Here is a 13282-nt window from a genome sequence, read left to right as displayed (position 1 = left end):
CCGACCGGATTCGCTGTGTCGTCGCCCACACGTGACCTCGTCCGCGTGCGCGGCGACCGGGACGTCAATACGCTGACAGGTGATCTCCGCCGCAAAGGCGCGGCGGACCGGACAGGGAGTCACTACCGTGACCGACGTCTTCGGCTCGTCCCACAAGGACGTCCACGAGCAAGTTGTGTTCTGCGCCGACGAGCAGAGCGGCCTGCGTGCCATCATCGCCATCCACAACACCGCGCTCGGCCCGGCCCTGGGGGGCACCAGGTTCTACCCGTACGCGGGCGAGCAGGAGGCTCTGGCCGACGCGCTCAACCTGGCCAAGGGCATGGCCTACAAGAACGCGCTGGCCGGCCTCGACCTGGGCGGCGGCAAGGCCGTCATCATCGGCGACCCGGCCCAGGACAAGAGCGAGGCGCTGCTTCGCGCGTACGGCCGCTTCGTCGACTCGCTCGGCGGGCGCTACATCACCGCCTGCGACGTGGGCACCTACAGCGAGGACATGGACGTCATCGCCAGGGAGTCGCGCTTCGTGACCGGCCGCACCCTGGCCCACGGCGGCGCGGGTGACTCCTCGATCCTGACCTCGTTCGGTGTCTTCCAGGGGATGCGGGCCTCGGCCGAGATCGTGTACGGCACGCCGTCGCTGCGCGGCAGGCGCGTCGGCGTCGAGGGCGTCGGCAAGGTGGGCCACCGGCTGGTGGACCTGCTGCGCGAGGACGGCGCCGACGTGGTCGTGTGCGACGTCGACCCCAGGGCGGTCGAGCGCGTGCGCGAGCGCCATCCCGGGGTCGAGGTGCTGCCCGACGCGCACGCGCTGACCATGGCCGACATCGACGTGTTCGCGCCGTGCGCGCTGGGCGGCGCGCTGGACGACCACACGGTGGCCAGGCTGCGCGCCAAGATCGTGTGCGGCGCGGCGAACAACCAGCTCGCCCATCCCGGCGTGGAGAAGCAGCTCGACGAGCGCGGCATCCTGTACGCGCCCGACTACGTGGTCAACTCCGGTGGCGTCATCCAGGTCGCCGACGAGATCGAGGGCTTCAACATGGATCGGGCCAGGGCCAAGGCGACCCAGATCTACGACACGACTCTGAAGATCTTCGCGATAGCGGCCGAGGAGGGCGTCCCTCCGGCGGTCGCAGCGGATAGGCTAGCCGAGCGCAGAATGTCGGAAGTCGGGCGTATTAGGGGCATTTGGCTGGGCCGGTGACTCCCCACGCCCATACGGCGTACCGAGCTGGGCACAAAACAGGTACGGTAATAGGCGAACGAATAGGCTGACGCCCAAAGTCAGGCGGCGTCAGTGTGTGGTGCGTTAGCGACGAGGGGTCGGGGACGACCCCACACGAGGGGGTCGAGCCAATGGGGCGCGGCCGAGCAAAGGCCAAGCAGGTCAAGGTTGCTCGCCAGCTGAAGTACAACAGCGGTGGCACGGATCTTGATCGTCTTCGCGATGAACTCGGGGTCGGAGACCCCAACGACAACGACGACGACCCCGGCGACGAGTTGGCTGATCGCTACGCGGATTATGCCGACGAGTACGGCGCCGAGGACGACGACCGTTCTTCGGGTCGTAAGTAGTCGTCCTTCTGGTTGACGCGTCCACCCCCACGGCACCCATCCGTGGGGGCCGATTTCTCTGTTGGGCGGGCAATCCGCCGCAGTGGAGCCTTGACGTTCGTTCCCATTTTTCTTCTGTGACGGACCGGTCTGTCGTGGGTGGCAGGCCGGTCCGTCCTGTGGCGCGCGTCCGCTGTGTGACGTGCCTGATTTTCCGTTACGGCAGGCCGGCCAAGACCCAGTCGCCGTACGTGCCTGAGGACCTCCAGGGACACGGCCGCTGAGCCCGCACGGGGCCGGCCGCCGCGACAAGACGGTGAGACCGTCTGGGGTGTCGGGCGGCGGCCGGAGCCCTTTCAGCCTGGCCGCGGCCCTGCTCAGCGGTAGGCAGCCCGGCCGGTGCCCTCGACGACCTCGCCCAGCACCCAGGCGTCCAGGCCCCTTGAGGCCAGCAGGCGGATCGACTCGTCGGCGGCCTCCGCCGCCACGACGGCGGCCATGCCGATCCCCAGGTTGAAGGTCCTGTCCATGTCGGGCTGGGCGATGTCGCCGTGCCCGGCCAGGACCTCGAAGATGGGCGGCGGCGTCCAGGAGGACCGGTCCAGGACGGCGTCCAGGTGGCCGGGGAGCGAGCGGGACAGGTTGTTCTCGATGCCGCCGCCCGTGATGTGGGCATAGGCGTGGACCTCGGCCGCGCGGGCCAGCGCCAGGCAGTCGAGCGAGTAGATACGGGTCGGCTCCAGCAGCTCGGCGCCCAGGGGCCGGGCCAGCTCGGGCAGGTCGGCGTCCAGCGGGACGTCCTTGAGCACGTGGCGTACCAGGGAGTAGCCGTTGGAGTGCAGGCCCGACGAGGCCAGGGCGAGCACCGCGTCGCCCGCCCGCACCTTGGACGGGCCGAGCATCGCCGACGCCTCGACCACGCCCGTGCCGGCGCCGGCCAGGTCGTACTCGTCGGGGCCCATCGCGCCCGGGTGCTCGGCCGTCTCGCCGCCCACCAGGGCCGCACCGGCCAGGCGGCAGCCCTCCGCCACGCCGCCGACGATCTCGGCGATCCGCTCGGGCACGACCTTGCCGCAGGCGATGTAGTCGGTCATGAACAGCGGCTCGGCCCCGCACACCACCAGGTCGTCGAGGACCATGCCGACCAGGTCGATCCCGATCGTGTCGTGCTTGCCGTAGCGCTGGGCGATCATGACCTTGGTGCCCACGCCGTCGGTCGAGCTGGCCAGCAGCGGCCGCTCGTAGCCGCGCAGCGCCGAGGCGTCGAACAGCCCGGCGAAGCCGCTGACGTCGTCGACCACCTCGGGCCTGCGGGAGCGGGCCACCTTGTCCTTCATCAGCGCGACGGCGCGCTCGCCCGCCTCGATGTCGACCCCGGCGGCCTCGTAAGTCGTCACGCCTTGCTCTCCAGTACGAACTTGCCCACGTTGTCCTGGTCGATGGGGATCGGGTACGAGCCGTTGAAGCACGCCATGCACAGGCGCTCGGCCGGGATCGTCGTGGCCTTGGTCAGGCCCTCCAGCGAGATGTAGCCCAGCGAGTCGGCGCCGAGCGAGGCGCGGATCTCCTCGACCGTGAGCGAGCCCGCGATCAGCTCGGCCCTGGTTGCGAAGTCGATGCCGTAGAAGCACGGCCACGCCACGGGCGGCGAGGAGATGCGCACGTGCACCTCGGCGGCGCCCGCCTCGCGCAGCATCCTGACGATCGCGCGCTGGGTGTTGCCGCGCACGATCGAGTCGTCCACGACGACCAGCCGCTTGCCCTCCACGACCTCGCGCAGCGGGTTGAGCTTGAGCCTGATGCCGAGCTGCCTGATGGTCTGCGAGGGCTGGATGAACGTGCGGCCCACGTACGAGTTCTTCACCAGGCCCTGGCCGTAGGGGATGCCGCTCTCTTCGGCGTAGCCCACGGCGGCGGGCGTGCCGGACTCCGGGGTCGGGATGACCAGGTCGGCCTCGACGGGATGCTCGCGGGCCAGCACGCGGCCGACCTCGACCCGGGTCACCTGGACGCCGCGCCTGGCGATCGTGGTGTCGGGACGGGCCAGGTAGACGTACTCGAACAGGCAGCCCTTGGGCTCGGCCAGAGCGAACCTGCGCGACCTGACGCCGCGCTCGTCGATCGTGAGCATCTCGCCGGGCTCGATCTCGCGCACGAACGTGGCGCCCACGATGTCGAGCGCCGCCGTCTCGGAGGCCACCACCCAGCCCCGCTCCAGGCGGCCCAGGACCATGGGGCGGATGCCCTGCGGGTCACGGGCCGCGTAGAGGGTCTTCTCGTCCATGAAAACCAGCGAGTAGGCGCCCTTGACCTGCGGCAGCAGCTCGGCGGCGGCGTCCTCGATGGATCTGGTGCGGTCCTGGGCGAGCAGCGAGGTGAGCACCTCGGTGTCGGTGGTCGCCCGGGTGGCCCCCGGAGCCAGCCGCTGGGCCAGCTCGGGGGTGTTGATCAGGTTGCCGTTGTGGGCCAGCGCGAGACCGCCCACGTCGGTGGAGCTCAGCGTGGGCTGCGCGTTCTCCCACACGCTCGAACCGGTCGTGGAGTAGCGGCAGTGGCCGATGGCCAGGTGGCCCCTGAGGGTGCCCAGCACCGACTCGTCGAAGACCTGGGCCACCAGGCCCATGTCCTTGTACACGAGGATGCGGCTGCCCTCGCTGACCGCGATGCCCGCGGACTCCTGCCCGCGGTGCTGCAACGCGTACAGCCCGTAGTAGGTGAGTTTGGAGACTTCCTCGCCAGGCGCCCATACGCCGAAGACGCCACAGGCGTCTTGGGGAGCGCGGTCTTGGGGGTCCAGGTCATGGCCGAGCCGGCCGTCGCCTTTCAGCACATGCTTCAGTCTAGGTCGGTCGCTTCCCTGCTCGCACACCCGGGGGCTGAACAGCCACTCAGAGGACGTGCGACGATCTTCCGGCGTTGGAGCCGTCGCGGATGAGTTCGCCGGTGATGTTACGGTTCGCGGCCGAGCCGAGGAAGACGATGAGCGCCGCCATGTCCTCGGCCGTCGAGAGCCTGCCGGTGGGAGTGTGGGACGCGATCGTGTCCAGGAGGTCCTGGGACACCGGGCGTTCGCGCTCGGTCACGGTGAGGCCCGCGACGGCCACGTTCACCAGGACGCCGTCCTTGCCCGCCTGCCAGGCCAGGGCGCGGCACATGCCGTGCAGGGCCGCCTTGGCGGTGCCGTACGCGCCGGGGCCGGGCAGGCCCTCCTCCGCCGCGCCCGACGAGACGAACACGATCCGCCCGAAACCGTTCCTCCGCATGGCGGGCAGCACCGCCTGGACGAGCAGGGCGTTGCCGACCACGTTCGCGTGCAGGGCGGCGGTCCACTCCTCGGCCGGGACCTCCTCGAAGGGGACGCTGTTCGGCATGATCGTGCCCCACCGCACGGCGTTGGCGACCAGGGCGTCCACCGGCCCGGCCGCCCACGCCGCGGCGGCGATGGTGTCGTGGTCCTCCAGGTCGAGACGGACCGCGGTGGCCTCGCCGCCGGCCTCGTGCACCCGCTTGACCACCTCGGCGGCGCGGTCGGCGCCGGAGTTGTAGGTGATGGTGACGCGGGCTCCCATGGAGCCGTAGGCGACCGCTGTGGCGGCGCCGATGCCGGACGAGCCGCCTGTTACGAGGACATGCATGATGACTCCCAAGTTGTTTTTTAGCCGACTAATTAGCCAGCTAAGTTGAAGGGGTGGCCGATTGGCAAGCCGATTTCGCTGGGAGTGAAAGATTCGCCTGGACTGCTGGGACTACCGGCCCGTGGCGCGCTCCGGGGCGTGCTTCGTGGTGTGCTTCGGGGCGTGCGGTGACCGGCGCACGGCGCGTTCCAGCACGCCGGCCAGCAGCTCGCGCTCCTCCTCGCCGAGCCCGTTCACCAGCTCCTCGTCCAGCTCGGCCCAGATCCGCTCCACGGGCTCGCGCAGGGCCCTGCCCGCGTCGGTCAGCCACACGCGGCTCACCCTCGGCCGGTCGGCGTCCCGCGAACGCCGCAGGAAACCGGCCCTCTCCAGGCGCTGGATGGTCTTCGTCACCGTCGGCGGCTCGACCCCGAGCCGGGCGATCAGCTCGCTCTGGGTGAGGCCGTCCTCGTGCCAGAGCTTGTTCAGCAGGAACTCCTGGCCGACGTGCAGCCCGAGCGGGGCCATCGCCGCGGCCATCCGGTGACGCTTCTGCTTCATGGCGATGATCAGCGCGTAGGTCAGGGTCTCTTCCAGCATGCCCTCATCCTGCCCTTCGCCTGCCGCTTGGGCGCATGGTGACCCAAGGATGAGCGGGCGCTTACCGTGTCGCGCCGGGGCGGGGATCGCGGGCGCGAAAAGGTGAGGTATCCGGCATGCAGACCCGTCGGGAGACGCAGACGTGACCACACCTGGGGACCCGAACCAGCCACCGCACACCGACGACCCCACCCCCTGGTGGAGCGAGGAGGGCCCGGCGCCCGACGGCCCGGCCCCCGCCCGTCCGGCTCCCGACGATCAGGACGAACCCCGCAGGGGTGAGCCTCGCAGGTACGAGGACCGTGGGACGGCGGGGCCGGTCGAGCCTCGCGGGACCGAGGAGCCGATCGCGCCCGCGCCGCCGATCGTGCCGCCCGAGCCGCGTCCGGAGGGTGATCCGCGTCCGGACGGCGCGCCGGGGCCCGAGGGGGATCCGTGGACACCGCATCACCCGGACCTGCCGGGATCGCCGGAGACGCCGAGCCCGACCGCCAGGGAGCCGGACGCCGAGCGCACGGTCGTCTTCGGGCAGCCGTCGTACCCCGGGTGGGACGACGAAGGGGCGGAGCCGGGCGCGCCGACCTCACCGCCGCCGTCACGCTACGACCCGCCGACCTCGCCGCCTGCCGGCATGGAGCGCGACGCCTCACCGTCCGGCATGCGCTCGTCGTCCGACACTCCGCCGTACGGCACGCCGCGCTCTCCGTGGCACGCCGGCATGGGGCCCGACGCCTCGCCGGACGACACAGCGGCGTCGGCCGGCGCCTCGCCCAGTTCGCCGCACGGCGACCCCCTGGCGTCGCCTCTGGGGGCCGCGCACGGGGTCGCGCAGCGGCCGGCGCACGAGGCCGCACCCGAGGCCGCACCCGAGTCCGCGCCCGAGTCCGCGCAGAGGTCGGCGCCGGAGTCCGCACATGAGTCCGCGCGGGATTCGTCGCAGGGGCCGTCGCGGGGGGCGTCGTTCACGCCGCCCGGCGGTTCACCGTACGACGGCGGTCCCAGGGAGTACGGCGCCTCGGACACGTACGGGCAGCCCGCCTCGGAGACCCGGCACACCCAGGACATGCCCACGGTGCCCGGAACCTCGCCCTCCAGCCCGTACGGCGGCCCGCCCGGCGCGGGTGGCCCCGGCTACGGCCCCCCACCCGGGGGAGGCGTCCACGCCCCGCCAGGCGGCCCGTACCAAGGCGCCCCGTACCAAGGAGGCCCCTACCAGGGAGGCCCGTACCAGCAGCAGCGGCCGGGCAGCGGCCTGGCGACCGCGTCGCTGGTGCTGGGGGTGGCCAGCCCGTTCCTGGTGTTCGTCTGCTTCACCGGCCTGCTCACGGCGATCCTGTCGATCGTCTTCGGCGCCGTGGCGCTCAACCGGCGGGCCGGCAAGGGCCGCGCCATCGCGGGCATCGTGTTCAGCGTTCTCGCGCTGATCGTCTTCGCCGTGGTGGCGGTCTGGTTCTACAACGTGGTGCAGGACTGCGCCCAGCTCCCGGGCCGGCTCGCCGACCGCTGCTTCGAGGACAGGTTCCCCTGGATGCGGCAGTCGCCCGGATAAGGCAACCTTCGCGAAACAGCCGCTTACAGCGGCAAGAAGTCGGACAGGTCGGCGCGGGCGCCGCTCGCCGAGACCGCGCCCCTCTCCACGGCCTGCGCCCACGTGAGCCGCCCGACCGCCAGCTCGATCCAGGTCCGCCCGTCCATCTCCACCACGTTCGGGGGAGTGCCACGCGTGTGCCGCGGCCCCTCGACGGCCTGCACGGCCGCGTACGGCGGCACCCGCACCTCCACGGTCCGGCCGGGAGCGGCCGTGGCCAGCCGGTCGAGCAGGTGCCGGACCGCCTGCCTGGCCGCGTCGCGCTCCGGCTTCAGCCCCCGCTCGTACGCGGCGAGCACGGCCGCGACCAGCGCGTCGGCCAGCGCGGAGGCCGGTCCGTCGTACGGCGGCTCGTCCAGCGACACGAGCTGGGCGTCCAGCGCGGCGCGCAGTTTTTCCGGATCCGGTTTCCGTGAGGGCACCCGCCCATTGTGTCGCGGAAAGCGTTCATCGGGTCGGAGGTCGTCGTTCACCCGCGGTTCCGACGGCGGTCGTAGCGTTCACGGCCGTAAGACCGCAATGCGTTTGGAGGACCCGTGGCGATTCGGCTGCTACCGCTGCTCACCCCGCACAGATCCGGCCGATCGGCGATGACGTGCCGGTTCAGGTGCGGCAACGCCTGCGCCCACGACGTGGCGAACGGCAGTGAGAACACCTACTTCGGCGACGTGGTCACCGAGGCGCTGTCCCGCAGAGGCGTGCTCCGCGCGGGCGCCCTCGGCGCGGTGGTGGCGGGCGCGGGCGTGGCCGGCGCCGTGTCGGCCGCATCGGCCCTGGCGGACCCCTCCGACCCCTCGGAGACGCTGAGCCGCGGCCACGGCCAGAGCCAGGGCGACCTCCGCTTCACCCCCGTGCCGCCGAACAAGGACGACGCGCTCCGCGTCCCCGACGGCTACGTGAGCGCCGTGGTGGCGCGCTGGGGCGACCCTGTGACGGCCGACGCGCCCGCGTTCGCCTTCGACGGCCAGAGCGCCGAGGCGCAGGCCAAGCAGTTCGGCTACAACTGCGACTTCGTCACGTTCTTCCCCATGGGCGGCAACCGTGGCCTGCTCTGGGTGAACCACGAGTACACCAACGAGAACCTGATGTTCCGCGGCTACACGACCGGCGCCGCCGCCACCGAGGAGCAGATCAGGATCGCGCTCGCCGCGCACGGCGGCTCGGTCGTCGAGATCGAGCGCGTACGCTCGACCGGCCAGTGGAAGCTGGTCACCAACGGCCGCAGGCGCTACAACCGGCGGATCACCGCCCAGACGCCCATGCGCTTCAGCGGCCCGGCCGCCGGCGCCGAACCGCTGCGGACCGCCGCCGACCCGCAGGGCCGCAGGCCCGTCGGCATGCTGAGCAACTGCTCCGGCGGCTCCACCCCGTGGGGGACCGTGCTGACCGCCGAGGAGAACGTCGACCAGTACTTCATCAACGGCGACAAGGTCCCCGCTGCGCAGCTCCCGTACGTCGCCCGCTACACGATCACGACCGGCGTGCCGGCGACCAACCGCAGGTTCGACCGCGTGGAGGAGCGCTTCGACCTGGCCAAGCACCCGAACGAGTGCAACAGGTTCGGCTGGGTCGTGGAGATCGACCCGTTCGACCCGGACTCGACGCCGATCAAGCGGACCGCGCTGGGCCGGATGAAGCACGAGGCCGCCACCACGACGCTGGCGCGCGACGGCCGCCTGGTCGTGTACATGGGGGATGACGCCCGCTTCGAGTACATCTACAAGTTTGTCTCGAAAAATCGGTATATCCCCGGGTTTGATCGGCACAACCGGGATCTCCTCGACGAGGGCACCCTGTACGTCGCCAAATTCACCGGCGACAGCCCGCAGGCCGAGATCGACGGCACCGGCAAGCTGCCCGCCGACGGCTCGTTCGACGGCTCGGGCGAGTGGATCCCGCTGGTCTCGGGCAACAAGTCGTACGTGGACGGCATGTCCGCCGTCGAGGTGCTCGTCTACACCCGCGTCGCCGCCGACAAGGCCGGGGCCACCAAGATGGACCGCCCCGAGGACATGGAGCGCAACCCGGTCACCGGCGGCGTGTACGTGGCGCTGACCAACAACACCAACCGCACCGCCGCCCAGGTCGACGAGGCCAACCCGCGCGCCTCCAACAAGCACGGCCACGTGCTGGAGCTGGTCGAGCGGCGCGACGACGCGGCCGCCACGACGTTCGCCTGGTCGCTGCCGCTGGTCTGCGGCGACCCGAACGACCCGGCCACCTACTTCGCCGGGTACGACAAGACCAAGGTCTCGCCGATCTCGTGCCCGGACAACGTGGCCTTCGACCGCGACGGCAACCTGTGGATCTCTACCGACGGCAACCAACTCGGCAGCAACGACGGCATGTTCGTCATGCCCGTGCGCGGCCGGGACCGCGGCCACCTGCGCCAGTTCCTGACGGTCCCGCTCGGCGCGGAGACCTGCGGCCCGATGGTCACCGAGGACCAGCGCAGCGTGTTCGTGGCGGTGCAGCACCCGGGCGAGCTGGACGGCGCGACCCCCGAGAGCCCGGCCAGCCACTGGCCCGACGGCGACCAGCCGCGCCCGTCGGTCGCCGTCGTATGGCACAAACAGGGCAAGAAGATCGGCACCTGACGCCCCCACCCTGCGGCGCTTGACCTCAACTTAGGTTGAGTTTCTACGCTCCATGCCATGAGCATGGAGATGACCGCATGGCACCAGCTTTATTCGATGAACAACGAGCAGGAGCGTCGCCCCCTGTCCCGGGCGACGCTCGGCCGCATCGCGGCCTTCGCCCGGCCGCACCGGCGCAAGGTGCTCCTGTTCCTGCTGCTCACCCTCGTGATGGCGGCACTGGCGGTGGTCGCTCCGGTGCTCGCCGGCCGGGTGCTGGACGCGATCGTCAAGGGTGATCCGTTCGGCGTCGTGGCCGGGCTGGCGGGGGTGATCGCGCTGATCGCGGTTGCCGAGGCCGGGCTCGGGCTGCTGACCAGGTGGCTGTCGGCGGGACTGGGCGAGGACCTGATCCTGGACCTGCGCACGGCCGTCTTCGACCACGTGCAGCGGATGCCCGTCGCCTTCTTCACCAGGACGCGCACGGGGGCCCTGGTGAGCAGGCTGAACAACGACGTGATCGGCGCCCAGCGGGCCTTCACCGACACCCTGTCCAGCGTGGCGGGCAACGTCGTGACGCTCGTCCTGACGCTCACCGTGATGATCGGCATCTCCTGGCAGATCACGCTGCTCGCGCTGTTGCTGCTGCCGATCTTCGTGCTGCCGGCCCGCCGGATGGGCGTCAGGATCGCCCGGCTGCGGCGCGAGGCGGCCGACCACAACGCGGCCATGGGCAACCAGATGACCGAGCGCTTCTCGGCGCCGGGCGCGACGCTGGTGAAGCTGTTCGGCAGGCCGGCCAGGGAGTCGGCGGAGTTCGCCGCCAGGGCCAGGCGGGTGCGTGACATCGGCGTGCGCACGGCCATGACGCAGTCGGTGTTCGTCACCGCGCTCACCCTCGTCTCCGCGCTCGCCCTGGCCCTGGTGTACGGGCTGGGCGGCTTCTACGCGCTGCGCGACCAGCTCGACCCCGGCTCGGTCGTGTCGCTGGCGCTGCTGCTGACCCGCCTGTACTCGCCGCTGACCGCGCTGGCCAGCGCCCGCGTGGACGTGATGAGCGCGCTGGTCAGCTTCGAGCGGGTCTTCGAGGTGCTCGACCTCGAACCGCTGATCAAGGAGCGCAAGGGCGCGGTCGAGGTCCCCGAGGGGCCGGTCGCCGTCGAGTTCGACGACGTGCGCTTCGCCTACCCGGCGGCCGACAAGGTCTCCCTCGCCTCGCTGGAGGAGGTGGCCGCGCTCGACTCGCGCGGCGGCGCCGAGGTGCTGCACGGCGTCTCGTTCAGGGCCGAGCCGGGCCAGATGGTGGCCCTGGTCGGCTCCTCGGGCGCGGGCAAGTCCACGATCGCCCAGCTCCTGCCCAGGCTGTACGACGTGGACGCGGGCGCGGTCCGGATCGGCGGCGTGGACGTGCGCGACCTGACGGCCGACTCCATCCGTGACACGCTCGGCATGGTGACCCAGGACGGCCACCTGTTCCACGAGACGATCCGGGCGAACCTGCTGCTGGCCCGCCCTGAGGCCGGCGAGGCCGACCTGTGGGAGGCGCTGACCAGGGCCAGGCTCGCCAAGCTGATCGAGAGCCTGCCCGACGGCGTGGACACCGTGGTCGGCGAGCGCGGCTACCGGCTGTCCGGCGGCGAGCGCCAGCGGCTGACGATCGCCCGGCTGCTGCTGGCCAGGCCCAGGGTGGTGATCCTGGACGAGGCCACGGCCGCGCTCGACTCGACCTCCGAGGCGGCCGTGCAGGAGGCGCTGGGCGAGGCGCTCCAGGGCAGGACCGCCGTGGTGATCGCGCACCGCCTGTCCACGATCAGGGCCGCCGACGTCATCCTGGTGATCGAGGACGGCCGGGTGGCCGAGCGCGGCACGCACGCCGAGCTGCTGGAGGCCGGCGGCCGCTACGAGGAGCTGTACCGCACTCAGTTCGCGGACCCGACCGTCGCCGAGGCCGCCTGAGGAAGCTCTGGCTCCGGGGTGCTCGTACGGCGCTCGCGCAGGGCGTACAGGCTGATCGGGATGGCGGCCAGCATGATCACCGCGGCCAGCACCAGCGTGAACTGGTAGGCGTCGAGGAAGGCGACCAGCGGGGGCTGGTCGCTCGCGCTCTGCCGGGAGCTGAGGATCGCGCCCAGCACGGTGATGCCGAGCAGCCCGAACACCTCACGGGAGACGTTCAGCACGCCGGAGGCGACGCCCGATCTGCCCTGGGGCATGCCGTTCAGGATGGCCGAGGTGAGCGGCACCAGCAGGCCGCCGCCCAGGCCGTACATGAGGAACCAGGGGAGCACGGCGCCGTAGCTCGCGTCGCCGCCGACGGAGGAGAGCATGAAGATCGCGCCGCCCATGAGCGCCATGCCGATCGAGATGGTCACGGCCAGGCCGAGCAGCCGGCTGACCCGCTGGGACAGGATCGCCGTCACGGCCATGACCAGCGCCATCGGCACGAACGAGCCGCCGGCCTCGGTGGGGGAGAAGCCGAGCACGTTCTGCAGCCAGAGGGCGCTGAAGAAGTAGATCCCGAACACCCCGAACGACCAGATGCCCATGGTCACCAGTCCGCCGCTGAACACCCTGGCCCGGAACAGCGACAGGTCGATCATCGGCTCCGCGGAGCGCGACTCGACCAGCAGGAACGCCAGCGCCGCCGCCAGCGCGACCCCGAACGCGGTCAGGATCTCGGGCGAGGTCCATCCGGCCGCGGAGCCCTCGATGAGCGCATATGTCAGGGCGAACAGCGTGACGGCCGAGGTGGCCAGGCCCGGAAGATCCAGGTTGTGGCGCACCCGGGTGAAGTCGATGCGGATCGCCCAGAGCGCCAGGCCCAGGGTGAGGGCCCCGATCGGCACGTTGATCAGGTAGATCCAGCCCCAGTGCAGGTTCTCGCTGATGAAGCCGCCGGTGACCGGGCCGAGCGCCATGGACAGCGCCCCGGCGGAGCTCCAGATGCCCACCGCCCGGCCCCGCTCGCCCGGGTCGGGGAAGATCTGGGTCAGCAGTGACAGTGCCGTCGGGGTCAGCAGCGCCGCGCCGACGCCCTGGACCGCGCGGGCCGCGATGAGCATCCCGCCGCCCGTGGCCAGTCCGGCCGCGAGCGAGGACAGCGTGAAGATCACCAGGCCGGTCGCGAACACCCGCCGGGCGCCGAACAGGTCCGCCAGCCTGCCGCCGACCAGCATGAGCCCGGCGAACACCAGGATGTAGCCGCTGACCACCCATTCGAGCCCCGAGATCGTCAGCCCGAGGTCGCGCTGGATGGTGGGCAGGGCGACGTTGCCCACGTTGTTGTCCAGGTACGTCATGAAGGTCCCCAGCGTCACCGCCGTGAGAGCCCACCACTTCCTGTCCAC

11 protein-coding genes are annotated in these 13282 nt (G+C 71.3%); 5 read left to right on the top strand and 6 right to left on the bottom strand.

Features of this window, described 5'->3' with window-relative positions; translation table 11 throughout:
• Positions 1-127: 127 nt before the first annotated feature.
• Together KME77_RS30355 and KME77_RS18940 are read left to right on the top strand one after the other, a co-directional pair.
• Positions 128-1207, top strand: a complete 1080-nt coding sequence (locus tag KME77_RS30355; protein WP_219469402.1) for a Glu/Leu/Phe/Val family dehydrogenase — start codon at positions 128-130, stop codon at positions 1205-1207.
• Positions 1208-1359: 152 nt separating this feature from the next.
• On the top strand, positions 1360-1578 hold the full coding sequence (locus KME77_RS18940) for a DUF3073 domain-containing protein (protein WP_219469399.1): 219 nt from the start codon (positions 1360-1362) through the stop codon (positions 1576-1578).
• Positions 1579-1934: 356 nt separating this feature from the next.
• Here KME77_RS18940 and purM read toward each other — a convergent pair whose 3' ends face one another.
• The 4 genes from purM to KME77_RS18920 all read right to left on the bottom strand — a co-directional run bounded on the left by purM (position 1935) and on the right by KME77_RS18920 (position 5771).
• Entirely contained in the window at positions 1935-2954 is a 1020-nt protein-coding gene (gene purM, locus KME77_RS18935; RefSeq protein ID WP_219469396.1) for a phosphoribosylformylglycinamidine cyclo-ligase, read from the bottom strand.
• Positions 2951-4387, bottom strand: a complete 1437-nt coding sequence (gene purF / locus KME77_RS18930; protein ID WP_219469392.1) for an amidophosphoribosyltransferase — start codon at positions 4385-4387, stop codon at positions 2951-2953. Before purF ends, purM begins: the two co-directional genes overlap by 4 nt.
• Positions 4388-4445: 58 nt before the next feature.
• On the bottom strand, positions 4446-5192 hold the full coding sequence (locus KME77_RS18925; RefSeq protein WP_219469390.1) for an SDR family NAD(P)-dependent oxidoreductase: 747 nt from the start codon (positions 5190-5192) through the stop codon (positions 4446-4448).
• A 111-nt stretch (positions 5193-5303) separates the two neighbouring features.
• Positions 5304-5771, bottom strand: a complete 468-nt coding sequence (locus KME77_RS18920) for a MarR family winged helix-turn-helix transcriptional regulator (RefSeq protein ID WP_219469387.1) — start codon at positions 5769-5771, stop codon at positions 5304-5306.
• A gap of 142 nt (positions 5772-5913) precedes the next feature.
• On the opposite strand from KME77_RS18920, the gene KME77_RS18915 reads away from it, so the two are divergent.
• Positions 5914-7320, top strand: coding sequence for a DUF4190 domain-containing protein (locus KME77_RS18915; RefSeq protein WP_219469384.1), 1407 nt, complete (start codon positions 5914-5916; stop codon positions 7318-7320).
• Between the two features lie 23 nt (positions 7321-7343).
• On the opposite strand, the gene KME77_RS18910 is transcribed toward KME77_RS18915, so the two are convergent.
• Complete coding sequence (locus KME77_RS18910; protein ID WP_219469382.1) at positions 7344-7781, bottom strand: sterol carrier family protein; 438 nt, start codon at positions 7779-7781, stop codon at positions 7344-7346.
• Positions 7782-7949: 168 nt separating this feature from the next.
• On the opposite strand from KME77_RS18910, the gene KME77_RS18905 reads away from it, so the two are divergent.
• Complete coding sequence (locus tag KME77_RS18905) at positions 7950-9956, top strand: PhoX family protein (protein ID WP_219469459.1); 2007 nt, start codon at positions 7950-7952, stop codon at positions 9954-9956.
• A 57-nt stretch (positions 9957-10013) separates the two neighbouring features.
• Entirely contained in the window at positions 10014-11891 is a 1878-nt protein-coding gene (locus tag KME77_RS18900) for an ABC transporter ATP-binding protein (protein WP_219469379.1), read from the top strand.
• On the opposite strand, the gene KME77_RS18895 is transcribed toward KME77_RS18900, so the two are convergent.
• Positions 11855-13282, bottom strand: coding sequence for an MFS transporter (locus KME77_RS18895; RefSeq protein WP_308250767.1), 1428 nt, complete (start codon positions 13280-13282; stop codon positions 11855-11857). The two genes, KME77_RS18900 and KME77_RS18895, sit on opposite strands and share 37 nt — an antisense overlap.

This window comes from Nonomuraea rhizosphaerae, from assembly GCF_019396405.1.
In the GTDB taxonomy this organism is placed as follows: Bacteria; Actinomycetota; Actinomycetes; order Streptosporangiales; family Streptosporangiaceae; genus Nonomuraea; species Nonomuraea rhizosphaerae.
Note: the sequence above shows the minus strand (reverse complement) of the source record. Positions and strands in the feature narration are given on the sequence as shown.

What these genes read in the sequence shown, in the direction of transcription:
- KME77_RS18940 (WP_219469399.1), top strand. Translation starts at nt 1,360, where the DNA reads ATGGGGCGCGGCCGAGCAAAGGCCAAGCAGGTCAAGGTTGCTCGCCAG.
- KME77_RS18925 (WP_219469390.1), bottom strand. Translation starts at nt 5,192, where the DNA reads ATGCATGTCCTCGTAACAGGCGGCTCGTCCGGCATCGGCGCCGCCACA.
- KME77_RS18920 (WP_219469387.1), bottom strand. Translation starts at nt 5,771, where the DNA reads ATGCTGGAAGAGACCCTGACCTACGCGCTGATCATCGCCATGAAGCAG.
- KME77_RS18905 (WP_219469459.1), top strand. Translation starts at nt 7,950, where the DNA reads ATGACGTGCCGGTTCAGGTGCGGCAACGCCTGCGCCCACGACGTGGCG.
- KME77_RS18900 (WP_219469379.1), top strand. Translation starts at nt 10,014, where the DNA reads ATGAGCATGGAGATGACCGCATGGCACCAGCTTTATTCGATGAACAAC.